The organism is Kribbella jiaozuonensis, from assembly GCF_005233875.1.
GTDB classification, from domain to species: domain Bacteria; phylum Actinomycetota; class Actinomycetes; order Propionibacteriales; family Kribbellaceae; genus Kribbella; species Kribbella jiaozuonensis.
Window position 1 is genome coordinate 638,704 of sequence record NZ_SZPZ01000002.1, and the last position, 24,243, is coordinate 662,946.

The 24,243-nt window shown below is 67.9% G+C and carries 19 protein-coding genes; 14 read left to right on the forward strand and 5 right to left on the reverse strand.

The genetic code is table 11. The annotated features are described in order from the left end of the window. Nucleotides 1–129: 129 nt before the first annotated feature. Genes FDA38_RS14635 through FDA38_RS14645 form a run of 3 tightly spaced genes read left to right on the forward strand, consistent with a single transcriptional unit; the run spans nt 130 to nt 5,066 of the window. Nucleotides 130–2,346: a polyribonucleotide nucleotidyltransferase gene (locus tag FDA38_RS14635; RefSeq protein WP_137254582.1), complete on the forward strand. Its 2,217-nt coding sequence runs from the start codon at nt 130–132 to the stop codon at nt 2,344–2,346. Continuing rightward, the gene (locus tag FDA38_RS14640) at nt 2,343–3,656 is read left to right on the forward strand and encodes a M16 family metallopeptidase (RefSeq protein ID WP_137254583.1); all 1,314 of its coding nucleotides are present in this window, start codon (nt 2,343–2,345) and stop codon (nt 3,654–3,656) included. Before FDA38_RS14635 ends, FDA38_RS14640 begins: the two co-directional genes overlap by 4 nt. A gap of 51 nt (nt 3,657–3,707) precedes the next feature. After that, nucleotides 3,708–5,066 carry an FAD-binding oxidoreductase gene (locus FDA38_RS14645; protein ID WP_202877686.1) on the forward strand — a complete coding sequence of 453 codons (1,359 nt, stop codon included), beginning with the start codon at nt 3,708–3,710 and terminating at the stop codon, nt 5,064–5,066. On the opposite strand, the gene FDA38_RS14650 is transcribed toward FDA38_RS14645, so the two are convergent. From FDA38_RS14650 to FDA38_RS14655, 3 genes are read right to left on the reverse strand one after another with little or no spacing between them, the layout of a single operon-like run. After that, nucleotides 5,005–5,982: a cytochrome P450 gene (locus FDA38_RS14650; RefSeq protein ID WP_202877687.1), complete on the reverse strand. Its 978-nt coding sequence runs from the start codon at nt 5,980–5,982 to the stop codon at nt 5,005–5,007. The two genes, FDA38_RS14645 and FDA38_RS14650, sit on opposite strands and share 62 nt — an antisense overlap. Continuing rightward, nucleotides 5,982–6,185, reverse strand: coding sequence for a hypothetical protein (locus FDA38_RS42645; protein ID WP_202877688.1), 204 nt, complete (start codon nt 6,183–6,185; stop codon nt 5,982–5,984). Before FDA38_RS42645 ends, FDA38_RS14650 begins: the two co-directional genes overlap by 1 nt. After that, nucleotides 6,182–6,808 carry a hypothetical protein gene (locus FDA38_RS14655; RefSeq protein WP_137254585.1) on the reverse strand — a complete coding sequence of 209 codons (627 nt, stop codon included), beginning with the start codon at nt 6,806–6,808 and terminating at the stop codon, nt 6,182–6,184. The genes FDA38_RS42645 and FDA38_RS14655 overlap by 4 nt, the downstream gene beginning before the upstream one ends. A gap of 77 nt (nt 6,809–6,885) precedes the next feature. Here FDA38_RS14655 and FDA38_RS14660 point away from each other — a divergent pair, with 77 nt between their 5' ends. The 5 genes from FDA38_RS14660 to FDA38_RS14680 all read left to right on the forward strand — a co-directional run bounded on the left by FDA38_RS14660 (nt 6,886) and on the right by FDA38_RS14680 (nt 13,052). Further along, a complete protein-coding gene (locus tag FDA38_RS14660; protein WP_202877689.1) occupies nt 6,886–7,503 on the forward strand; it encodes a TetR/AcrR family transcriptional regulator in 618 nt (205 codons plus the stop codon). A gap of 142 nt (nt 7,504–7,645) precedes the next feature. Then, complete coding sequence (locus FDA38_RS14665) at nt 7,646–9,328, forward strand: ATP-binding cassette domain-containing protein (RefSeq protein ID WP_233714718.1); 1,683 nt, start codon at nt 7,646–7,648, stop codon at nt 9,326–9,328. A 292-nt stretch (nt 9,329–9,620) separates the two neighbouring features. Then, a complete protein-coding gene (locus FDA38_RS14670; RefSeq protein ID WP_137254586.1) occupies nt 9,621–11,231 on the forward strand; it encodes a peptide ABC transporter substrate-binding protein in 1,611 nt (536 codons plus the stop codon). Beyond that, nucleotides 11,228–12,154: an ABC transporter permease gene (locus FDA38_RS14675; RefSeq protein ID WP_137254587.1), complete on the forward strand. Its 927-nt coding sequence runs from the start codon at nt 11,228–11,230 to the stop codon at nt 12,152–12,154. The genes FDA38_RS14670 and FDA38_RS14675 overlap by 4 nt, the downstream gene beginning before the upstream one ends. Further along, nucleotides 12,147–13,052 carry an ABC transporter permease gene (locus FDA38_RS14680; RefSeq protein WP_137254588.1) on the forward strand — a complete coding sequence of 302 codons (906 nt, stop codon included), beginning with the start codon at nt 12,147–12,149 and terminating at the stop codon, nt 13,050–13,052. The genes FDA38_RS14675 and FDA38_RS14680 overlap by 8 nt, the downstream gene beginning before the upstream one ends. A 35-nt stretch (nt 13,053–13,087) precedes the next feature. Here the strand turns inward: FDA38_RS14680 and FDA38_RS14685 are convergent, their stop codons facing one another. Then, nucleotides 13,088–14,284, reverse strand: a complete 1,197-nt coding sequence (locus tag FDA38_RS14685) for an RNA-guided endonuclease InsQ/TnpB family protein (protein WP_137254589.1) — start codon at nt 14,282–14,284, stop codon at nt 13,088–13,090. Between the two features lie 107 nt (nt 14,285–14,391). On the opposite strand from FDA38_RS14685, the gene FDA38_RS14690 reads away from it, so the two are divergent. From FDA38_RS14690 to FDA38_RS14715, 6 genes are all read left to right on the forward strand, one after another. After that, on the forward strand, nt 14,392–15,390 hold the full coding sequence (locus FDA38_RS14690; protein ID WP_137254590.1) for an ABC transporter ATP-binding protein: 999 nt from the start codon (nt 14,392–14,394) through the stop codon (nt 15,388–15,390). Then, complete coding sequence (locus tag FDA38_RS14695; RefSeq protein WP_137254591.1) at nt 15,390–16,385, forward strand: ABC transporter ATP-binding protein; 996 nt, start codon at nt 15,390–15,392, stop codon at nt 16,383–16,385. The genes FDA38_RS14690 and FDA38_RS14695 overlap by 1 nt, the downstream gene beginning before the upstream one ends. Nucleotides 16,386–16,448: 63 nt before the next feature. Then, the gene (locus FDA38_RS14700; RefSeq protein ID WP_137254592.1) at nt 16,449–18,239 is read left to right on the forward strand and encodes a hypothetical protein; all 1,791 of its coding nucleotides are present in this window, start codon (nt 16,449–16,451) and stop codon (nt 18,237–18,239) included. A gap of 36 nt (nt 18,240–18,275) precedes the next feature. Then, nucleotides 18,276–19,022 carry a 4-hydroxy-tetrahydrodipicolinate reductase gene (dapB, locus tag FDA38_RS14705; RefSeq protein ID WP_170989741.1) on the forward strand — a complete coding sequence of 249 codons (747 nt, stop codon included), beginning with the start codon at nt 18,276–18,278 and terminating at the stop codon, nt 19,020–19,022. Then, nucleotides 19,023–19,466 carry a hypothetical protein gene (locus FDA38_RS14710; protein ID WP_137254594.1) on the forward strand — a complete coding sequence of 148 codons (444 nt, stop codon included), beginning with the start codon at nt 19,023–19,025 and terminating at the stop codon, nt 19,464–19,466. Nucleotides 19,467–19,588: 122 nt separating this feature from the next. Then, a complete protein-coding gene (locus FDA38_RS14715; protein WP_137254595.1) occupies nt 19,589–22,099 on the forward strand; it encodes an ATP-binding protein in 2,511 nt (836 codons plus the stop codon). A gap of 348 nt (nt 22,100–22,447) precedes the next feature. Here the strand turns inward: FDA38_RS14715 and FDA38_RS14720 are convergent, their stop codons facing one another. Continuing rightward, complete coding sequence (locus FDA38_RS14720; RefSeq protein ID WP_137254596.1) at nt 22,448–24,160, reverse strand: alpha/beta hydrolase; 1,713 nt, start codon at nt 24,158–24,160, stop codon at nt 22,448–22,450. Nucleotides 24,161–24,243: the final 83 nt, after the last annotated feature.

Below are 24,243 nucleotides of genomic sequence, written 5' to 3' on the forward strand. Positions count from 1 at the left end.
TCGGTAGTGGCTTTCGGAACAACAGTTTCCGCGGGCCTCGATCGAAGACCGGCACCCCGGCAGCTCGCGCCTCGCAGTCGTCACACTGTGAGAGAGGGGTATCCCGTGTCGGGATCCACAAGTGCGCCCATGGAGGGCGCCGAATTCGCTGAGGCCGTCATCGACAACGGCAGCTTCGGCACCCGCACCATCCGCTTCGAGACGGGCCGTCTGGCCCAGCAGGCCGCGGGCTCCGCGGCTGCCTACCTCGACGGCGACACGATGGTGCTGTCGGCCACCACGGCCAGCAAGAAGCCCAAGGACCAGTTCGACTTCTTCCCCTTGACGGTCGACGTCGAGGAGCGGATGTACGCCGCGGGCCGCATCCCGGGCTCGTTCTTCCGCCGCGAGGGTCGCCCGTCCGAAGAGGCGATCCTGACCTGCCGGCTGATCGACCGCCCGCTGCGGCCGTCGTTCGTGTCCGGCCTGCGGAACGAGATCCAGGTCGTCATCACGGTCCTGGCGCTGAACCCGGACAAGCTGTACGACGTGCTCGCGATCAACGCGGCCTCGATGTCGACGCAGCTGGCCGGCCTGCCGTTCTCCGGCCCGATCGGCGGCGTCCGCGTCGCGCTGATCGAGGGCCAGTGGGTGGCGTTCCCGACCCACACCGAGCTGGAGGACGCGGTCTTCGACATGGTGGTCGCGGGCCGGGTCACCGAGACCGGTGACGTCGCGATCATGATGGTCGAGGCCGAGTCGACCCCGGGCACCTTCGAGAAGGTCGCCGCCGGTGTCCAGGCGCCGACCGAGGAGATCGTGGCCGAGGGCCTCGAGGCATCCAAGGCGTTCATCAAGACGCTGGTCGAGGCGCAGGCCGATCTGGCCCGCCGGGCCGCGAAGCCGACCGGTGAGTTCCCGGTCTTCCCGGACTACCAGGACGACGCGTTCGCCGCGGTCGAGGCCTCGGCGAGCGAGGAGCTCGCCCAGGCGCTGACGATCGCCGGCAAGCACGAGCGTGACGACGCCACCGACGCGGTCAAGGCCGCCACCGTGGACAAGCTGGCCGCCGACTTCGAGGGCCGCGAGAAGGAGCTGTCCGCAGCCTTCCGCTCGCTGACCAAGAAGCTGGTCCGGCAGCGGGTGCTCAAGGAGAAGGTCCGCATCGACGGTCGCGGTCTGACCGACATCCGTCCGCTCAAGGCACAGGTGCGGGTGCTGCCGCGGGTTCACGGTTCGGCGCTGTTCGAGCGCGGCGAGACCCAGATCCTGGGTGTCACCACGCTGAACATGCTCCGGATGGAGCAGCAGCTGGACACGCTGTCCCCGGAGACCCGCAAGCGCTACATGCACAACTACAACTTCCCGCCGTACTCGACCGGTGAGACCGGCCGGGTGGGTTCGCCGAAGCGTCGCGAGATCGGTCACGGCGCGCTGGCGGAGCGGGCCCTGGTGCCGGTGCTGCCGTCGCGCGAAGACTTCCCGTACGCGCTGCGTCAGGTGTCCGAGGCGCTCGGCTCGAACGGCTCGACCTCGATGGGTTCGGTCTGCGCCTCGACGCTGTCGCTGCTGTCGGCCGGTGTGCCGCTGAAGGCGCCGGTCGCCGGTATCGCGATGGGCCTGATCTCGGGCGAGATCGACGGCGAGACGCAGTACGTCGCGCTGACCGACATCCTGGGCGCGGAGGACGCGTTCGGCGACATGGACTTCAAGGTCGCCGGTACGAAGGACTTCGTCACCGCCCTGCAGCTGGACACCAAGCTGGACGGCATCCCGGCCAGCGTGCTGGCCGGTGCGCTGACCCAGGCCAAGGACGCCCGCCTGACGATCCTTGACGTGATGGCCAAGGCCATCGACGCGCCGGGTGAGATGAGCGAGTTCGCCCCGCGGGTCATCTCGGTGAAGGTCCCGGTCGACAAGATCGGCGAGGTCATCGGCCCGAAGGGCAAGATGATCAACCAGATCACCGAGGACACCGGCGCCGACATCTCGATCGAGGACGACGGCACCGTGTACATCGGCGCGACCGACGGCCCGTCGGCCGAGGCGGCCCGGGCCGCGATCAACGCGATCGCGAACCCGACCATGCCGGAGAAGGGTGAGCGCTACCTGGGCACGGTCGTGAAGACGACCAACTTCGGTGCGTTCATCAGCCTGCTGCCGGGCAAGGACGGCCTGCTGCACATCAGCAAGCTGCGTCCGCTGGCCGGTGGCAAGCGGGTCGAGGCCGTCGAGGACGTGCTCTCGGTCGGCCAGAAGCTGCAGGTCGAGATCGCCGAGATCGACGACCGGGGCAAGCTGTCGCTGATCCCGGTGATCGAGGGCGAAGAGAAGTCCGAAGAGAAGGCTGAGTCTTCCGCCGAGTGACTCGTGCAATCACCAGCACACTGCTGAGCCCGGAGGCGGGCGGTCCGGTGAAACGGACCGTCCTGCCCTCCGGGCTTCGTGTGCTCTCCCAATCCGTCCCAGGCTTCCGCTCGGTCACGTTCGGACTCTGGGTCGGCGTCGGCTCCCGGGACGAACCGGAGCAGCTGGCCGGCGCCACACACTTCCTCGAACACCTGCTGTTCAAGGGCACCGAGCGTCGCGACGCGCTGGAGATCTCCGCCGCGATCGATGCGGTCGGCGGTGAGATGAACGCGTTCACCGGCAAGGAGTACACCTGCTACTACGCGCGGGTGCTCGACTCCGACCTGCCGCTCGCGGTCGACGTCATCTGCGACATGATCACCTCCGCGACGCTGACCGACGCGGATGTCGAGAGTGAGCGCGACGTCATCGACGAAGAGATCGCGATGCACGCCGACGAGACGTCGGACCACATCCACGACCTGTTCGCCGAGCAGCTGTGGGGCAAGTCCCCGCTCGGCCGTTCGATCACCGGTACGCCGGAATCAGTCGCCGGACTGTCCCGCCAGCAGGTCGTCGGCTGGTACCGGCGGCGCTACAAGCCGTCGAACATCGTCGTCTCGGTGGCCGGCAACGTCGACCACGCCGAGGTCGTTCGCCTGGTACGCAAGGCGTTCGAGCGCCACTGGGTCACCGCCGAGGCCGAGCCGGTCGCGGTACGACGTGACCCGGGCAAGCGTATCCCGACGTACGGCGGGGTGCAGGTGCATCACCGCGACGTCGAGCAGGCGCATCTGGTGCTCGGGATGCCCGGCCTGGTCCGGAGCGACGAACGGCGGTACATCGCCGGCGTACTGCACGGGATCGTCGGCGGCGGGATGTCGTCGCGGCTCTTCCAGGAGGTGCGGGAGAAGCGCGGCCTGGCGTACTCCGTGTTCACGTTCGGTTCGGCGTACGCCGACTCCGGCATGGTCGGCGTGTACGCCGGATGCCTGCCGAAGAAGGCCCCCGAGGTACTCGACGTGATTCGCGGCGAGCTCGAGGCGATTGCCAATGGCAACATCACGCCGGACGAACTGCTGCGTGGCAAGGGCCAGATGCGCGGCTCGGTCGTGATGGGCCTGGAGGACACCGGCGCCAAGATGACCCGCATCGCCAAGGCGGAGCTGGTCTACGGCGAGCTCCCCACGGTCGACGAGATCCTGCACCGGATCGACTCCGTCACCCTGGACGAGGTCACCGCCCTGGCCGCCGACCTCTACGCCGGCACCCCGGCCCTGACCGTCATGGGCCCGTTCGACGAGGACACCACCGCCTTCACCGTGTAGCTCCCGGGTGGCAGACTGAAGTATGGCCTGGGGGAGGCTTGGGGGCAGGTCGTGGGCACACTCGAGGACTTCCGGGGTGAGCTGATTCATCCGGGCGATCCGTCGTACGACGAGTATCGCCAGGTGTGGAACGGGTCGATCGATCGTCGGCCCGGGGTGATCGCACGATGTACCGGCGTCGCCGATGTGCGAAGTGCGCTCGCGTATGCGCGTCGTACCGGCGGGCCGGTCGCGGTGCGGGGTGGCGGGCACAGCTTCCCGGGCCACTCGACGTGTGACGGCGGGATCGTGCTGGACCTGAGTCCGTTGAAGGGGATCCGGGTCGATCCGGTACGGCGTACCGCTCGCGCGCAGGCCGGCGTACTGCTGGGGGAGCTCGACCGCGAGACACAGGAGTTCGGCCTGGCGACACCGGCCGGAATCGTCACGCACACAGGGCTTGCCGGGCTGACGCTCGGTGGCGGGATCGGCTGGCTGATGCGCAAGCACGGGCTGACGATCGACAACCTGCTCTCGGTCGATGTCGTCACGGCCGAGGGCGAGCTGCTGACGGCAGACGAGGAACACAACGCGGAGCTTTTCTGGGGGATCCGCGGCGGTGGCGGGAACTTCGGCGTCGTCACGGAGTTCGAGTTCCAGCTGCATCCGGTCGGCCCGACCGTGTACGCCGGAATCATCGCGTGGCCGATGGAGCAATCTCCTGAGGTGATGCGCTTCTACCGTGACTGGATCAAGGACGTCCCGGATGAGCTGACCACGGCGATCGTCCACCGGTGTCTTCCTTCGCTGCCGACGATCCCGTCCGAGCTGCACGCCCGGCCGGCGGTGGTCGTGGTGGTGAGCTACTCCGGTGCCGTCGAGGACGGCGAGCGAGTGGTCGCGCCGTTGAAGGCCTTCGCGCCACCGATGCTGGACCTCTGCACCGCGCGGCCGTTCCTGAGCCTGCAGTCGATGCTCGACCCGACCTTCCCGCACGGGCGCTGGTACTACACCCGAGCGTGCGACGTCGACGAGCTGACCGACGAGGTGATCGACATCGCCGTCGAACGTGGTCAGGCGATCGATTCACCGTTCTCGCTGTTCCCGATCTTCCAGCTCGGCGGCGCGATCTCACGCGTGGACCCGGACAGCACGGCGTACGGCGGCCGCTCGCACGGGCACGCGTTCAACTTCGTTGGCGCCACCCTCGGTCCGGACGGGTTCGACGCGCAGCGCGAGTGGGTCCGCGAGTCCTCGAAGGCCCTCGAACCCCACCAGGCCGGCGTCTACATCAACTTCCTCACCGACGAGGGCAGCGACCGGATCCGCTCGGCGTACGGCGCGACGACGTACGACCGACTGCAGGCACTCAAGCAGAAGTACGACCCCGGGAACCTCTTCCACCTGAATCAGAACATCCCGCCGAGCTGAGCCGGACGGGCAGTGTCCGGTAGCCACGGAGGACGAGGCGGTCGCGGCGGGTGGCCTGGCCGGCCGGCGTGATCGTCGGGAAGCGGTCGACCAGGCGAGCGAACGCCACCTTCGCCTCCAAGCGAGCCAGGCTGTTGCCCAGGCAGATGTGCGCGCCGGCGCCGAAGCTCAGCGGTTTGTTGTCGGCGCGCGCCGGATCGAAGCGATCGGGCTCCGGAAACCGTGCCGGATCACGGTTCGCGGCGCCGAGCAGCAGGATGAGATCGCTGCCTGCAGGCATCGAGACGCCGGCCGCCGACAGCCCGTCTGTACGAGCGACGCGGGTCGTGACCTGCACGGGGGAGTCGTAGCGCAGGACCTCCTCGACGAAGGCCGCCGGATCTGAGGCGAGGTGTGATTGGCCGAGCAGGATCGCGAGGCCGTTGCCGAGCAGATCCGTCGTGGTCTCGAACCCGGCGACGAGGAGCAGGATCAGGTTCGCGAGCAGCTCCTCGTCGGACAGCCGTCCGTCGCCCGCGTCCCGCGCGGCGACCAGCGCACTGACGAGGCTGCCGGGCGCCGGATCGCGGATCAGTCGGACGAAGTACTCGCCCAGCTCACGCGCCGCCGCGTCCGCGGATTCGTCGGACGTATCGGTGAGTTCGAGCGCTGCGGTCAGATCGGAGGCGAGCGGCCGGAAGCGATCTCGCTCCGATGCTGGTACGCCGAGCAGTTCGCAGATGACCGTGACCGGCAGCTGGAAGGCGAACCGGTCCATGAAATCCACCTCAGCCGGAAGACCGTCGAGCAGGTCGTCGACCGCTTTCTCGATGGCCGGCTGCAGAGCGGCGACGCGGCGTGGCGTGAAGACCTGTGAGATCAGCGACCGCATCCGCCCGTGCTCCGGCGGGTTGGCCCGGAGGATCGATCGCTGCATCAACTCCAGCGCCGGTTGGCTCGACGGATCGGTCCGGATCCGAAGCCCGGATTCCGCAGTACTTCGTTGACCGCCGCGTAGCCGACGATCACGAAGACGGTGTCGGTGATCGGCAGGACCGGCCCGAGACGATGCGCCTCGGCGTACAGCGGGAACGGATCGGTCCGGCCCGCGGGGGAGAGCAGCGACTCGATGAGGTTCATACCCGCCGCCCGAGGAGGAGGTAGCCGACGGCGTACAGGGTCGCGCCGGCGACCTCGAAGATCTGGATCAGGCCGAACTTCGGGCCTGACGTGAAGATGAACAGGCCGCCGATCGTGTAGGCAAGGGCGCCGACACCGAGCAGTACGCCGGTCAGCCGTTGCCGAAGCGTCCATCCCAGCCAGAGATAGCTCAGCGGGAAGACGAGCAACGCCGGGAACACGATCAGAGCGGCGGGTGTGTCGAGGTCCGCGGGTTCGTGCACCATGCTTGGCGCGTACTCAGCCCGCACCGGGTTGTGCGAGCCGTCGAAGATGATCAACGCGAACCAGAGCAAGGTGCCGACCAGCGCGGCGTACCAGGCGGCGAGGTCGCGGCGCCGGGAGACTTGGTTGCCCAGCGCAATCATGCTGGCCAGGCAGACGATCTGGAGTGCCAGGCCGGCTGCCTGGATGTCATGCGTGAGCCCGTAGCGCTCGCCGACGTCCGCGATGCTCCAGCCGTCGCGGGCGGGATGCAGCAGGGTCCCGAGCCAGAACACCGGCCCGCCGATGAACGCGGTCAGTCGTGCGGTGGTGCGCAGTTGCCGGCGCAGGCCGGTCGGCGCGGGCAGGGTCTCGGTCATCGCAGCTCCGATTCACTAGAGTGTCACACTAGCGAATCACTAGTGACTCGCTCTAGTCAACTGGTAGTCTGCCGGTCATGAGCACGCGAGCGGAGAAGGCGCAGGCCAACCGGCAACGGATGCGGACCGCGGCGCAGACCCTGTTCATCAGCCGGGGGTACTCCGCGACGTCGATGCAGGCGATCGCCGACGAGGCCGGGATGGCGGTGCAGACGCTGTACTTCACCTTCCGGACCAAGCGCGCGCTGCTCAGTGAGTTGCTCGACGTCGCGGTCGCTGGGGACGACGAACCGGTGCCGACACTGGAACGGCCGCGGGTGGTGGCCGCTATCGACAATCCGGATCCGGTAGCGCAGCTGCATGAGCTGGCGGGGATCGCCCGGGAGATCTACGAGCGGGTCGCGCCGGTCCTCCAGGTGGTCGCGCATGCAGCGCCGGGTGATCCTGAGATCCACGAGCTGTGGATGACCAACAACGCCCAGCGGGCCGTCGCGATGGAGCGGTTCATCACCGCGCTCGCCGGCAAGACCGCGCTACGCGACGGGCTCGATGTCGCGATGGCGACCGATATCGCACTCGCTCTGCAGAGCCCGGAGATGTACCAGTTCTTCACCACGCGCCGGGGCTGGTCGCCGGCGCGCTGGGAGAAGTGGACCGCGGACGCGCTCGTGACACAGCTCCTTCCACCCCGGTAAAGTCCTGCGTCACAACGTGATCTGCCACTGGATCCCATCTGGACGGGCGGGGCCCGATTCAGGGATGACACGCATTTGACGGCTGAGATGAGCTGCGCTGAAAGGCGCGGCTCCGGCCTGCTCTGCGTGGAAGAGGATCCTTGTGCTGGATGCGTTTCGTACTGCCCGCACGTCGTTGGTCGATGCCGTCCGGGTTGCTCCGGGGTGGCTGGCGGCGTACTCGATGTTGCAACTGGTCCTGGCGTTCCTGCCGGGTGCGCAGGTTGTGCTGATCCGTTCGCTGGTCGACGGCGGTGGGACCTGGGGACCGCTGCTGGGGCTGACCGTCGTGGTCGGCGCGATGTACCCGATCACCCAGGTGTCGAACATCGCCGGTCAGCGGATGATGTTGCGGCTGAGGCTCGACTATCGCGTTGAGCTTGCGCACGTGGCGGCGCGGTTGAGTCCGAGTCGGTTGGCCGAGCCGGACGTGGTCAGGGATCTGGAGGCGAGTCAGTCCGCCACGGATCCCATGAGTGATGTCGCCGGCAAGCCGGTGCAGGTGTTGAGCGCGGCGGTCACGTCGGTGCTGTTGTGCATCGCGATCGCGTCGATCAACCTGTTGTCCGGCCTGTTGGTGCTCGCCGCGCTGGTGCCGACCGTGCTCGCGTTCACGCTGATCTCGCGGATGGAGGCGAAGGGGTGGCCGCGGGTCGGCGAGCACGAGCGCGCGGCGGCGTACGCGACCGAACAACTGATCCAGCAGCGCTCAGGCACCGAGCTCGCCGTTCTCGGATCCGGGTGGAAGGTTGCCGACCTGATCGCCGACAGCCGGACGCAGGCGACTCACGTCCTCGACCGGATGATCAGGACGGCGATGAACTTCGAGCTGGGCGCGGCAGTCGTCACCGTCCTGCTCTTCGGTGGAGCGCTCATTGCTCTCGTGGGCGGTGGCGCCGACGGGGGAGCGGCCGCCGCTGCGGTTGCCGGCACGATCACCGGTCTCAACGCGATCCGTCAATGTGGGTACGCATTCGGCAGCATCGTGACCGCGGCTCCGCAGGCCATGATCTACAGGCGTTTCGTCGACGGCGTGCCGCCCGCCGCGCGCCAGACCGTCGTACCGCAGGTTGAATCAATCGCCCTCGAGCACGTCAGCTTCCGGTACGGCGAAGCACCTGTGCTGCAGGACGTCTGCATCGAGGCGCGCCGCGGCGAACTCGTCGCGCTGGTCGGCGTGAACGGTGCGGGGAAGTCCACCGCGATCAACCTGCTCGTCGGCAGCCTGAGTCCGGACTGCGGACGGGTGCTGATCGACGGCAAGGACGCAGCGGACCTGACCGAGGCCGAGCGTCTCGGGTACTTCGGCCTGCTGGTACAGGAATTCGGCCGCTTCGAGTTCACCCTCCGCGATGCCGTCGCGCTCGGATCGCCGGACCCGGTGAGCGACCACGCCGTGCACGCCGCCCTCGCGGATACCTTCGCGGTCGGCCTGTCCCTGGACACGCAGCTGGGTCAGCAGTGGGGCGGCACCGGCATATCTGGTGGCCAATGGCAACGACTTGCGCTGGCGCGGATCCGGCTGCGGGACGCCGGCGTCTGGATCCTCGACGAACCCACGTCGGCGATCGACGCGGAAGCCGAGCGCGAGATCTTCGCCGACCTCCGCCGTACCAAGCAAGCACGCATCACGATCGTCGTATCGCACCGCGCCTGGACGTTGCGTGAGATGGATCGCATCTACGTCATCGACGGCGGCGCGGTGGTGCAGCAAGGAACCTACCCCGAACTGATGGCGCGGCAAACCGGCCGGTTCGCCCGGCTGTTCGCCGCGCAGCACGAATAACTGCGTGCAAGCGTTCGAATACTCGTTGGAGGGCCAGACTGAGCATTTGTGAGCACATGACCAAATTGCTGTGATCTGGCTTGTCATCTGATGACTCCGACGGACTGATCTGATTAAGTGTGTGCTCGCGCCGTGAGGAACGGCTGGTCATCTGAGGTCTTGGCAAAGTAACGCCTACGTTACGCGCCGCCGCTTTGTGCCTGACAACGTTGACATGCGCAGTTTCGACCAGCAACCATGACGCTTGATCCGCCCGCCTAGCGGCCCTCCCGCCGAGGAAGTTGGTTTGACCGTGCGACGTCTGACTGGGGTAGTGGGGGCGGCACTCGGCTTAGCGCTGGTGCTCGCCTCGTGTGGGGACGGCAAGAGCAGCGACAGCGGCTCCGGTGGTGGCGCGAAGAGCGAAGTCATCGCGATCGCCGCCGACCCGCTGGAGTACATCAACCCGCTGAACGAGAACGGCAGTCCGGGCATCCAGATCGCGATGGCGATGTTCGCGCCGCTGGTGACCACGGACCCGAACACGGGCAAGCTGCAGAACGTGATGGCCGACTCGGTCACGCCGGACAAGACCAGCCAGACCTGGACCATCAAGCTGAAGCCCGGCAACACGTTCCAGAACGGCCAGGCCGTCACCGCGAAGGACTACGTCGACAGCTGGAACATGACCGCCGAGGGCTCGAACGCCTGGAAGAACAACGGGTTCTTCTCCAAGGTCGACGGGTACGAAGCGCTGAACCCGCCGACCGCGGACGGCGCCACGCCGAAGCCCACCGCGGTGAAGACGCTGAGCGGCCTGAAGCAGGTCGACAACCTGACCTTCACCGTGAAGCTGAAGGTGCCGTTCTCGCAGTTCGGCCTGACCCTGCAGTACCTCGGCCTCGCCCCGCTGCCGGAGGAGGTCCGGAAGAACCCGGACGCCTACAAGCGCAAGCCGATCGGCAACGGCCCGTACAAGCTGGCCGCCGACTGGAACGCCGGTGACGACATCAAGCTGGCCAAGTGGGACGGCTACAAGGCTTCGGCCGCGCCCGAGGCCGACTCGATCACGTACCGGTTCATCCCGAACGCGGACACGGCCTACAACGAGTTCCTGGCCGGCAACGTGGACTTCACCGACGTGCCGTCGACCAAGGTCAAGAGCTTCAAGACCGACGCGCCGGACCAGTGGGTGACCAGCGTGAGCTCCGGTGCGAACTACCTCGTGTTCCCGGCCTGGGACGCGCGGTACAAGAACCCGAAGCTGCGGCACGCGTTCTCGGAGGCGATCGACCGCAAGGCCTTCGCCGACCTGGTCGGCCTGTCCGACCCGGCCAAGGGCCTGATCGCGCCGGACATCAACGGCTACCGCGCCGACGCCTGCAAGTACTGCGACTTCGACGCCGGCAAGGCGAAGGCCGATCTGCAGGCGGCCGGCGGCTTCTCCGGCGTCGTCAACATCAGCTACAGCACCACGTCCGCGACCGGGCAGATCTTCGCCGAGGCGATCGGGAACATGCTCCGGCAGAACCTCGGCCTGCAGGTGAAGTACACCGGCAAGCAGGGTTCGGAGATCACCGAGCTCGCCGACAGCCGCAAGCTGGACGGTCTGCGGTTCGGCGGCTGGGGTCACGACTACCCGTCGATCGAGGACTACCTGACGCCGATGTTCAAGTCCAACGGTGACGCGAACTTCGCCGGCTACAGCAACCCGGCGCTGGACGCCGTCCTGGCCAAGGGCGACGCCGAGCCGGACCAGGACAAGGCGATCAAGCTGTACCAGCAGGCCGAGGACATCGCGCTCGAGGACATGCCGCTGATCCCGCTGTACACCAAGTCGAACGCGTACCTGCACTCGGCCAAGATCGAGCCGCGGGTGTCGAAGTACGTCGGTGTCTCGGCGCTCTGGGCCACGTTCAAGTGATTCGATTCGTCGCTCGCCGCGTCCTCGCGGCGATCCCGATCGGACTGGTCGTCACGCTGGGGGTCTACGCGCTCGTCTTCGCGATGCCCGGAGACCCCCTGCGTGAACTGGCCGGTGACAAGCCGATCCCGGCGGCCGTGCTGGCGGCCAAACGGGCCCAGTTCCACCTCGACGACCCCTTCATCGTCCAGTACCTGCTGAGCATGAAGGACATCCTCACCGGCCACTTCGGTACGACGTTCGCCGGCGCGGACATCGCCGACCAGCTGCGGCTGCGGATCCCGGTCACGCTGAAGCTGACGTTGCTGGCGAACGCGTTCCAGTGGACGCTCGGGCTGTTCTTCGGCATCTACGCCGGGTTCAAGCGCAACGGCTGGGTCGACCGGTCGTTGCTGCTGACAACCTTGGTGCTGCTGGCGGTGCCGGGACTGGTGGCGTACTTCGCCGCGCAGTACCTGTTCGGGGTCGAGCTGAAATGGTTCCCGGTGTCGGGTGTGCTCGAAGGGTTCCCGAGGTCGTATCTGCTGCCTGCGTTGGTGATCGGCGTCCTCGGGTTCGCCGGGCTGGCCCGGCTGCTGCGGACGTCGATCGTGGAGACGGTCAACGCGGACTTCGTGAAGACCGCGCGGGCCAAGGGCCTGGGGGAGCAGCGGGTGTTGTGGCGGCACATCCTGCCGAACGCGCTGCTTCCGGTGATCACGTTCATCGGTCTCGACCTGGCCGGCATGTTCGGCGGCGCGATCATCACCGAGAGCATCTTCAACCTGCCCGGGCTCGGCCAGTTCATGTTCCAGGCGATCAAGCTGAAGGAGGGTGGCGTCGTGGTGCTGCTGTCGACGCTGGCCTTCATCTCGTTCATCGTGATCAACCTGCTGGTCGACGTGCTGTACGGCGTCGTGGATCCGAGGGTGCGCAATGTCTGACGTCCAACAGATCACCGCGGCCGTCGGCGCCGAGGCGCAGGAGCTCGGCGACGGCCGCACCCTGTCCAACCGCGAGCTGCTGCGGGCGTTGCTGCGCAAGCCGCAGTTCGTACTGTGCAGCCTGCTGCTGCTGACGTTCTTCACGATGGCAGCGGTGCCGAAGCTGTTCACGTCCGCCGATCCGCGGTTCTGCGAGCTCGCCAAGAGCCGGCAGGGCCGCGGTCCCGGGCATCCGTTCGGCTTCGACATCCAGGGCTGCGACTACTTCGCCAACGTCATCTACGGCGCCCGCCCGTCGGTGCTGGTCAGCATCTGTGCGAGCTTCGGCGTGTTCATCCTGGCCGGCTCGCTCGGCCTGCTGGCGGGGTACTTCCCGGGGTTCGTCGACGGCCTGATCTCGCGGACGGCCGACGTACTGTTCTCGATCCCGGGCATCGTGGTGCTGATCGTGATCCTGAACTCCGTCCAGAACCGGAGCATCTGGATCATCGTCGGCGTCATCTTCCTGATCGGCTGGCCCGGCGGCATGCGGCTGATGCGGGCGACGGTGTTCTCGGTCCGCAACCGCGAGTACGTGCTCGCGGCCCGGTCGATCGGGGCGCCGCCGCTGCGGATCCTGCGCAAACACGTGTTCCCGAACGCGATGGCGCCGCTGCTGGCGATGACCACGCTCGGCATCGGCGGGATGGTCGGGCTGGAGGCCGCGCTGACCTTCCTCGGCGTCGGTCTGCAGCCGCCGTCGATCTCGTGGGGTTCGCAGTTCGGCGTGGCCGCGTCGTACCGCGACACCCCGCACCTGTTCATCTGGCCGGCGTTGTTCATCTCCACGATGACGATCTCGTTCATGATCATCGGCGACTCGATCCGGGACGCCCTCGACCCGAAGTTGCTGCGTTGACGTCCTCCCCGGCTCGAAGTCAGGGATTCCAACTACTACGCGGAGGTAGCGCGTTGAGGTTCACGTTTCGGCGAGACCCGTACTGGCGTCTCTCGGCGTGCGCTGACGGCCCGTCCGGCCGCGATGTTAACGGCTGCGTTCACGTCCGCGTTGGCCCGATGCCCGCAGGCTACGCATCGGAAGACCGCTTGACTCTCACGGTTCTCCGGCGCGCAATGCCTACAGACACTGCAGGTCTGCGATGTGTACGCAGGGTTGACTTTCTCGATGCGGCCGGCGGCCTTGTGTTGCAAACGACGTACCAGAAGCCCCCAGCCGTTGGAGAGGATTCCTCGGTTGAGCCCGGCTTTGGCGCGGCGACCGTTCGGCACGAACGTGCCCGGTCGTTCGGGGTCATGTCTGGGTTGCGGTCGCTTGGTCATCTGGGTAATCCGCAGGTCTTCGACGCGGATGAGATCGAAGCGTCGAGCCAGGTCGGTCGTGGTCTTCTCCACCCAGTCCCTGCGACGGTCGTGAGCCCGAGCATGCAGTCTGGCGATCGAGGCTCTCACCTGCCGACACCGCTGGGATCCGTCGCGGCACCGGGCAAGGCGGCGTTGCAGTTGCTTCAGCCGTTCGAGTTCGCGTTCAGACAGTCCAGGACAGGTCAGGAGCTCACCGCTGGACAGGGCGGCCGAGACGGCAACGCCTCGGTCGACGCCGATCACCTTGCCGGTGCCTGGTGCGGGGACAGGCTGCGGGATGACGGCGAACGCGATGTGCCAGCGACCTCTCCGATCGCATGTGATGCGGTAGGACTTCGCGTCGGGTACGGCCCGAGACAGCCTGAATCGCACCCATCCGACCTTCGGGACGTTGACGGCGGCCCACTTCCCGTTGAGTTTGACAACGCGGGACGCTTGATGGCCGACGATGCGGAATCCTTTGCACAGGCTTGCGTTGCGCCAGGTGGGTCGCCGGTGGGTACCGGAGTAGAAGTTCTTTGTGGCTTGGTCGAAGTCGCGCAGCGCTTGCTGTTGCACGGTCTGCGACCCCGCCCGCAGCCAGCCGAACGCAGCTCGTGCTTCGGTCAGTTGCCGCGCCTGATCGAGGTACCCAGGCGTCGGCGGCTTGTCGCGCGTCCACATCGACCATTGTTCCAAGGCCAGGTTCCACACGTACCGGGCATGCGCGCATTGCTCGAGCAAACCACCGGCCTGCGCCGGGGTCGGGTACATCCGGAACCGGGACACGCCAAGTACCCAATCAGCATGCGCCGACATTTTGCACCGATGCCAGAAGGGAGGGAGCGGCGGTTTCCCCTTGCCCTGAATGGCGCGGTCCCGCTGCGACCAGGCCGATGACTATTGGCGAAGTACTGCTCAAGGTCGACAACCTGACCGTCGAGTTCGACACGCCCCGCGGGCCGGTGCGCGCTGTGGATGGCGTGTCGTGGCAGGTGCGGGCCGGCGAGACATTGGCGATTCTGGGGGAGTCGGGGTCGGGCAAGAGCGTGTCGACCCAGGCGCTGACCGGGATCCTCGAGATGCCGCCCGGCCGGATCCTGACGGGTACGGCGGAGTACCGCGGCGCCGACCTGATCCAGATGACGACCAAGGAACGCCGGCGGATCGTCGGGGACCGGATCACGATGGTGTTCCAGGACTCGCTGTCCGCGCTGAACCCGGTCCAGTCGGTCGGCACGCAGATCGCCGAGTGCTATCGCGTGCACCGTGGCCTGTCCAAGAAGGACGCGATGAAGAAGGCCGCGGAGATGCTCGACCAGGTGCGGATCCCGGCCGCGGCGAAGCGGGTGAACGACTACCCGCACGAGTTCTCCGGCGGGATGCGGCAGCGCGTGATGCTCGCGATGGCGCTCGCGCTGGATCCCGACGTACTGATCGCCGACGAGCCGACCACGGCGCTCGACGTGACCGTGCAGGCGCAGATCCTCGAGCTGATCGCGGAGCTGCAGGCCGAGCGGCAGATGGGCGTCGTGCTGATCACCCACGACCTCGGCGTGGTCTCGGACGTCGCCGACAACGTCGTGGTGATGTACGCCGGGCACGTCGTCGAGCGCGCCGCCACCGCGGAGGCGCTCGAGCATCCCGTTCACCCTTATACCGAAGGGCTTCTGGGCTCGATGCCGTCGGCGGATCTGAAGGGCCAGGAGCTGCCGACGATCCCCGGTACGCCGCCGTCGCTGCGCGCGATCCCGTCCGGCTGCGCGTTCCGGACCCGGTGCCCGATCGCGATCGACGACTGCGCGCGCGACATTCCGCCGTTGCTCACGGTCGCACCCGGACGTGACGCCGCCTGCATCCGCCGTACGACGCTCGCCGAGAAGGAGGCGGTCTGATGGCCGACGAGTTGCTGGTGGCAACGGATGTCGTGAAGCACTACGACATCAGCCCGGCGCTGAACTTCGGTGCCAAGACTCTGGTCCGCGCCGTCGACGGCGTCGACCTCACACTCCGCAAGGGTGAGTCGCTCGGCATCGTCGGCGAGTCCGGCTGCGGGAAGTCCACGCTGGTCCGGCTGCTCGCCGCCCTGGAGAAGCCGACCGCCGGGCAGATCGAGTACAACGGTGTCGACGTCAGCAAGCTGAGGGGCCGCGAGCTGCGGCGCTGGCGGCGCAACGTCCAGGTCGTCTTCCAGGACCCGTACTCGAGCCTGAACCCGCGGATGCGGGTCGGCGAGATCGTCGGCGAGCCGTTCCTGGTCCACCCCGACGTCGGCAGGGGACTCGACATCCGGACCCGGGTCCGCGAGCTGCTCGAGCTGGTCGGCCTGCGGCCCGAGGACGAGACGAAGTTCCCGCACCAGTTCTCCGGCGGCCAGCGGCAGCGGATCGGGATCGCGCGGGCGATCGCGCTCAACCCCGACGTACTGCTGTGTGACGAGCCGGTGTCGGCGCTCGACCTGTCGGTCCAGGCCCAGGTGGTGAACCTGTTGATGAGGCTGCAGCGTGAGCTTGGTCTCAGCATCATCTTCGTCGCCCACGACCTGTCCGTGGTCCGGCACGTCTCCGACCGGGTCGCGGTGATGTACCTCGGCAAGGTCGCCGAGCTCGGCCAGCACCAGCAGGTGTACGACGTACCCGCGCACCCGTACACGCAGGCGCTGCTGTCCGCGGAGCCCGGTCTGGCCCGGAAGGGCCGCGAGCGGATCGTGCTCGCCGGTGACCCGCCGTCGCCGGTGATGCCGCCGTCCGGATGCCGGTTCCACACCCGCTGCCTGCGGGCCGAGGCCAGGTGCAGCACCGACGTACCCGAGCTGCGGCAGATCCGCTCCGGACAGACCGTTTCGTGCCATTTCGCCGAGGATGCGCAGACCGCCTACTCCCCGGCGTGAGTAATAGCTGTTGAGTGATGGCCTAGGGTGGCGGCCGTGGGTGTTTCCTCGGCGAGCAGGCGAATGGTGCTGCTCGTAGGGGTGATCGTGGTCGCCGGCGGGCTGTCGGCGTGGTGGATCCTGACCGCCGGCCGGGCCGCCAACGAGGGCTTCGACATCACCGACGAGGGCTATTACCTGCTGTCTTATCGCTGGTGGGACAGCAATCCGCTGGCGCTGACCGGTGTGCAGTACCTGTACGGGCCGATCTTCGAGTGGTTCGGGTACAACATCGACCGGCTGCGGCTGTTCCGGCTGTTCACGGTGATCGTCGTCCATCTGCTCTTCGGCTACAGCTTCATGCGCTGGTTGCGCGGGCGCCGGCCGGGGATGCCCGCGACGAAGCTGTGGGAAGTGGCCGGGATGGCGATCATCCTGGCCGCGGGCGGGATGTGTTACGCCTGGCTGCCTCAGTCGCCCGGGTACAACGATGTGGTCCTGCTCGGCGCGCTGACGTTGGTGTCCTGCGTGCTGTGGATGGCTACGGCGGTCGATCGCGGCGATCCGGTGCCGTTCTGGGTGCCGGTCGTCGCCGGCCTGGTGATCGGCATGATGGTGCTGGCGAAGTGGACCTCGGTCGTGGTGATCGGGCTGATCGTTGTGGCCGCGGTCGTCGTCCTGGCCGGTCAGGGCTGGCGGGCCGTTGCCCGAGGCATCCTTTTCGCGCTGGGCGGGGTCGCCGTGGTGGCGCTCGTCGTGCAGCTGTTCGTGGTCCGCCTGAGCGTCGCGGTGCCGGGCATCCTGACCGTCAACAAGTTCATCGCGGGTACGTCGTACTCGCCGACCGAACTGCTGCAGTTCTACTGGTCGAGCGGGATCGAACTGCTCGGTCAAACCCTCCGCGCCCACGGCCTCCTGCTGCTCGCGACCGCGCTCACCGTGATCGCCCGCTGGCGCTGGCTCCGCCTCGCCGCCGCTGTCCTGGCGCTCGTCGCGCTGGTGCTGTCCGTACGACGAGTTGTCGTCGACGGCGGCGCAATCGGCGGATCGCAGCACACCGCGACGTACGCCGTGACGCTCCTGGCCGCCGTGCTTGTCGCCGTGGTCGCTGCTGCCGGCGCGGTGATCGCGCACCGGTTCGGCGTGACCGAGTGCTCGCGGCTGAGCCGGGAGAACATGCGGACCTGGGTGATCCTCGGCCTGCTCGTGCTGCTGCCGCTCGTGCAGGCTTTCGGGACGAACACTGCGCTCTACACGATCGGGTTCAACGCGTTCGCCGCCTGGGCCGCGGTGATGATCGCGGTGCTGACCGGGATCTGGGCGACGCCGATCGTGGCGCGGGTGACGCTCGGACTCGTCCTGGTGGGATCGCTGGTCGCGACCGCCTCGATCGCCTACACCGGATTGTTCCGGTATCCGTACCGCTCGGTCGGGCACTCGCAGCTGACGGCGGCGTCGAAGCTGCCCGCGTTGAAAGGGCTGTACCTGTCGCCGGCGGCCGAGGAGAACTACAGCCAGCTGGCCGCCGACCTCCGGCCGTACACGGAGCCGGGCGGTCGCCCGATGCTGGCGTTCGACAAGATGGCCGGCCTGGTGCTGATCCTCGGCGGCAGGCCGCTCGGCGAGGCGTGGATCGCGCCGGCGGAGCGTGCTCGGACGGCGGCCGGTATCGAGGAGGTCTGCCGAAAGGGACGTCCGGAGCGGGCGCCGCTGATCATCCTCAACCGGCAGATCTCGGATTCAGAGATCACCGCACTGCAGTCGTGCGGCCTGAACTTCCAGGCCGACTACGAACAGCTCGCCCCGCCCCGGCAGACGATCGGGCTGCAGGTCTGGGTGCCCAAGGCCGAGCGGGGCGCCCGGTCGCGTGGATGAGATCCTGTTCCACAAATCCGGACAGGAAGGGTGCGCATGATCAAGGTCGGTGTGCTGGGGGCCAAGGGCAAGATGGGCGCTCAGACGTGTCTCGCGGTCGAGGAGGCCGCCGACTGTGAGCTGGTCGCGCGGCTCGACCAGGGCGACGAGCTCGACGAGCTGACCAAGGCCGGCGCCGAGGTCGTCGTCGACTTCACTCGGCCCGAGGTCGTGATGGACAACCTGGCCTGGTGCATCGAGCACGGCATCAACGCCGTGGTCGGCACGACCGGGTTCGACGAGGAGCGGCTGGCCACGCTGCGGTCGCAGCTCGCGAGCAGCCCGTCCACCGGCGTACTGATCGCGCCGAACTTCTCGATCGGCGCCGTCCTGATGATGCAGTTCGCCGCGAAGGCCGCGCCGTACTACGAGTCGGTCGAGATCGTCGAGCTGCACCACCCCGACAAGGTCGACGCCCCGTCCGGGACCGCACGCCGTACGGCGGAGCTGATCGCGGACGCGCGCCGTGAGGCCGGATCCAAGCCGATCCCGGACGCGACCACCACCGCCCTCGACGGCGCCCGCGGCGCGGATGTCGACGGGATCCGGGTGCACGGGGTCCGGCTCCGCGGCCTGATCGCGCACCAGGAGGTCCTGCTCGGCGACGAGGGGGAGACCCTCACGATCCGCCACGACTCGATGGCCCGTACGTCGTTCATGGCCGGCGTCCTCCTCGGCGTACGCCGCATCGGCAGCACCCCCGGCCTCACGGTCGGCCTCGAACACTTCATGGACCTCGCCTAGATGAATGCCAAGCGGACGGCGATCCTGCTCGCGGTCGTCTTCGTCGCGTACGCCGTTCTGCTTGGCTGGCGCGGGGTGTTGCTGATCGGGACCGGTGATCCGGTCGCGATCGTGCTGGGGATCGCCGTTCTCGTCATCCCGGTGCTCGGCGCGTATCTGGTGTGGCGGGAGCTGCAGTTCGGCCGGCAGACCGAAGTACTGGCGCGTGAGCTGGAGGCGTCGGGTGGTCTGCCGGTCGACGATCTGCCGCGGCGGCCGTCCGGGCGGATCGATCGAGCGGCCGCGGACGAGGCGTTCGGGAAGTACCAGGCTGAGGCGGAGGCGGCTCCTGACGACTGGCGCGTATGGTTCCGGTTGTCGACCGCGTACGACGCAGCGGGAGACCGCAGACGCGCCCGCGCGACCATGCGAGCGGCGATTTCCCAGCACGACAAGACCTCGTGAGTTACTTGGGAGTTAGCTGTGAAGGCCCCGAGAACACTGACAACGCGGTGCTGAACGGGATACCTTCAAGAAGGTACGTGGCAGCCGCCACGTAAAGGTCGGAGACTGGGTGGGGCCGTCCTGTGCCATCAGAAGGGTCTCGCCGCGGCTCGGACGACGTGCAGGGGGCCGGATTCGGTGGCCTGTTGCGTCGGCACCGGCGTGAAGCCGGGCTGTCGCAGGAGGCATTGGCCGAGCGGGCCGGTCTGAGCGTCGACGCGATCGCGGCGTTGGAGCGCGGGCGCCGGCGTGCGCCACGGGCGCACACGCTGCGCCTGCTGGCTGACGCGCTGCGACTCGGCGATCCCGACCGCTCCCGGCTGACCGCGGCCGCGCGCAAAGAGGCGGACACCACGCGGACGCCGATGCGCCAACCACCCGCGCACACGAACGAGCTGATCGGCCGCACGACCGAGCTGACCGCGACGAGTCGCCTGCTGGGGCAGCGAATCACGCGTTTGCTTACGTTGACCGGCCCGGGCGGTGTCGGCAAGACGAGACTCACGCTCGCGGTCGCGAACGAGGTGGCGGACAGCTTCCAGGACGGCATCTGCTGGGTGCCGCTCGCGTCGCTGACCGACCCGGCCGCCGTCGTACCTGCGGTCGCGGCGTCTGTCGGCCTGCACCCGCTCGAGAGCACCCGGCTGGTCGAGGAGATCGCCGAGCAGATCGGCCGGAGCACGATGCTGCTGGTCTTCGACAACTGCTCGCACGTGGTGGCGACGGTCGGCCAGATCAGTGCCGCATTGCTCGAGTACTGCCCGAACCTGTCGATCCTCGCGTCGAGCCGTGAGCTCCTCCGACTCCCCGGCGAGAGCGTGTACGTCGTACCGGCTCTCTCGCTGCCGCACGACGCGGACCAGCTGGAGTCGTCCGAAGCGGTCCGGCTCTTCGTCGAGCGCGCGACGGCCCGCGGGTACGACACGACCGGACAGCTCGACCAGGTCGCCCGAGTCGTCCGCCGGCTCGAAGGCATGCCGCTCGCGATCGAGCTCGCTGCCGCACGGACGAACGTGATGACGATCGAGGAGTTGGCCTCCGAGCTCGAGACGTCGTTCGGCATCCTGGCGGGCGGCTCGCGGACCGCGTCACCTCGCCAGCAGTCGATGTACGGCGCGATCGAGTGGAGTCATGCCCTGCTCACGCCGGCCGAGCGGGACGTGTTCGCCCAGCTGTCGGTGTTCGTCGGCGGGTGGACGCTGAACGCGGCCGCGACGGTCATGTCCGGTCAGGCGCATCCCGGTCCGCTGGAGCGGGCCGAAGCGCTCGACCTCACCGGTCGGCTGGTCGACAAGTCCCTGATCCGGGTGACCCGGCGACGCGGCGTCACGCGGTACTACATGCTTGCGGTCATCCGGGAGTTCGCCGCCGACCGGCTGGTAGCCGTCGGCCGGACGGACGAGGCGGCCGAGCGGCACGCGCAGTTCTACATCAGCCTGGCCGAAGAGGCCGAGGGGCATCTGCGCGGTCCGGCGCAGGAGGAATGGCTGGACCGGCTGGAGAACGAGATGTACAACCTGCGGGCCGCGATGGCATGGGCCTTGCGGACCAGCTCGCCTGCGGCTGCACTGCGGTTGTCCGCCGGCCTCTGGCTGTTCTGCTCGATGCACGGTCACTACGCCGAGGGCAGCCAGTGGCTGGAGCGGGCGTTGGCGCTGGGGGACTCACTGCCGGCCGATCTGATGGCCGAGCTGTCTCCGTGGTGTGCGAAGGCCAATCTGGGCGCGGGGACGCTGGCGTTCCTGCAGTGCGAGTACGACGCCGCGACCGACCGCCTGCAGACCGCCCTGCGCCAGTACAAGGAGCTGGGCGACCCCGGTGGTACTGCGCTCGTGCTGCAGCGCCTCGGTGGAGTCGCCCGCGAACGCGGGGACTACGGCGCCGCCGAGGACCTGCACTGCGAGAGCTACGACCTGTACGAGAGCCTCGGCGACCGCGCCGGGATGGCCTGGGCGCACAACCACCTCGGCTTCGTTGCCTGGCTCCGCGGCGACCTGGACATCGGCGCTCGCCGGTGCCAGCGCGCTCGCGACGCCTTCCGGATCGTCGGCGACGGCGAAGGACTCGCCTGGTCGCTGATCAGCCTCGGCACGATCGCGCAGTACCGCGGTGAGCTGGTCGAGGCGGAGGACCTGTTGCAGGAGAGCCTCGCGCTGTCGCAACGGCTCGGGTACCGCGAGGGCGTGGCCTGGTCGCTGAACCAGCTCGGCATCATCGAGCGGCGCCGCGGCTACACCGAGCGCGCCGTACACCTGCTGGACGAGAGCCTCGCCGAGCATCGCGATCTGGGTGACCGGTGGCGGTCGGCCAGCGTGCTCGAGGAACTGGCAGCAGTCGCGCAGCAACGGGATCGGAGCGAGTACGCCGCGTTCCTGCTCGGGGCGGCGGACGGAGTACGAGAGGTCATCCGTGCGCCAGTTCCGGTGATCGAGAAGGCCGACTGCGAGGCCACGCGAGCCGCCGTCGAAGCGGCACTGGAGCGGCGAGCCTTCCGGACCGCCTGGTCGGCCGGCCGAGCCGCGCCGCTGGCCGCGGTGGCCGACGGCTATCCGCCACCCGGTGGGACTGCGGCCGATTCACCGACTCTGAATTAGCCCGGACATGCCTCGCGAGGCACCACGACCTGGGGGATCGACGGTGCCCCGCGAGGGATCTGGAGGCGCGAGCGCGTGTTCGTGACCCGGCCGGCTGTGCCTTTCTGTCTGACCCCCCAGGCAGTCCCCCCACCTCACAGCCGGCCGAAGCCACGTCCGCGATGGTCACCCGTCATCGAGCCCTCCCAGTCGACGACCGGTTCCTCCGCGCTGACTCAAGGTTGCCGTTATCACGCTGTGTCAGACAGGGACGCAACCCTGACATCGCCCTGACAAATATGTCCTGACAACGAAAGCAGCCGCCGGAATTCGCCGAAGGTGATCGGAATCTGCCGGTGTGTAGGCAATTCAGTGCAGATATCCGGAAACAGCTTTTGTGAATCCGGCGATCCGTCGTAAAGGAGTTTCCTTGCCGTAACCGGTACCGGCGCCGTCGAGGCCGGGCATCAGCTTGTCCGGCGCCGGGATGCCTTCGCCGGCGCAGCTGGCGTCCTTGGCCGGCGCCTTCCCGGTGGTGAGGAACGTGTTGACGATCCTGTCCGCGCAACGGTTCACACCGCCGTACACACCGTGGTCGCCTTCATTGGTGACGGTCAGCAGCCGCGAGCCGGCGTACCTGCTGTGGGCCGAGACGGCGAGGCCGTAGTTGGTCGCCGGGTCGTGCACCGACTGCACCATCAGCGTTGTGGGCAAGCCTTTGCCGGTTGGCGTCGGCATGGTCAGGTTCGGGCGGTTCCAGTAGAAGCACGGGTTCTCGGTCATCGTCCAGCCGATCAGCGGGAAGTGCGGACCGAGACGGGCGGCCAGTTGCGCGCCGGTCTCAGGACCTTGCGGCCAGGCCGTGTCGTTGCAGGTGATCGCGTTGAACGTCGCGTCCTCCGAGTCGACCGCGCCGAACGTGCGGAGCCCGACCGGCGCGCGGTTGGCGCGCTGCACGAGCTGCTGCTGGCGAGCCGGCGAGAGGCCGTCGACCTGCCGCTGCGCGGCCTGCGGGCCGCCTTTTGCCTGCGCCGCGGAAAGGTCGCGGATAAATGCCATATCTATCGCGAGTGAATAGAAGTCGAGCTTTGTATACATATCGTTGGAGATCATCATGTCCAACGCGTTCTGGTCGTACGTCACCTGAACTGCCGCGTCCAGGAACTCCTCGACCGCCGGCCGCTCCTTCAGCGCCCGGCGGAGGTGTTCGTACGTCCGGATGACTGCGCCGGGTGACGAACCGAGGCGCAACTGGTCGTCGTACTTCGCGGCCCAGGGCGCGAAGTCCTCGCGGAACCGGCGCTCGAACGCCTGCGGCTGGCTGACGAACGTGTCGAACCACGTCCCGGTGAAGTCCGTGTTCGAGTCGAGCACGAACCGGCCGACGTGATCGGGGAAGTAAGTCTGGTAGTACGCGCCGAGCCAGGTCCCGCCGGAGTACCCGACGTAGTCGATCTTGTCGAAGCCGAGCAGCTGCCGGATCAGGTCCATGTCCTGCACGGTCTGCGCGGTGGTGATGTAGGGGAGCAGGCCGCGGGACTGTCGGTCGCAGTACTGCTTGACCATGGCCGAGGCATCGGTGATCAGGGCCTGGTTCGCGGGGTCGCGGTCGCGGGCGTCCATCGTGTACCCGGGGCTGCCGTCGCAGCTGACATTGGTGCTGCCGCCGGTGCCGCGCGGGTCGAAGCCGATGGTGAGATGGTCCTTGGCGAGCGGAGCCTGGCTCGCGAGGTACGGCGCCATGCCGAGGCCGGCGCCACCGGGCCCGCCCGGGTTGCCGAACACGACCCGGCTGGGTTTGCCCTTGGCCGGTGCGACCTTGCTGACCGCGATCTGGAGGTCGTTCCCGGCGTACTGGTTGGCCCAGTCGCGCGGGACGGTGATCTTCGCGCAGTACGTGCGGAACTCGGGCTCGCCGCACAGGATCCAGTCTGGTCTCTGCTTCAGGTACTTGTTGGCCACCTGATGGGGTTTGTCGACGACGGTCGCCGTCTGCATCGAGGCAGTGGCCCCGGACCCCGGTACGACGAGAACGGCTGCAGCGGAAATGCCCAGGCCGACGGCCAGGGTCAGGTACTTCATGCAGAACTCCAGCGGATGGCGTTACGTGATCGGACCGTGACAATCTGTCATGCCCGCAGCACGCGGTCGAGCACCACCCCCGG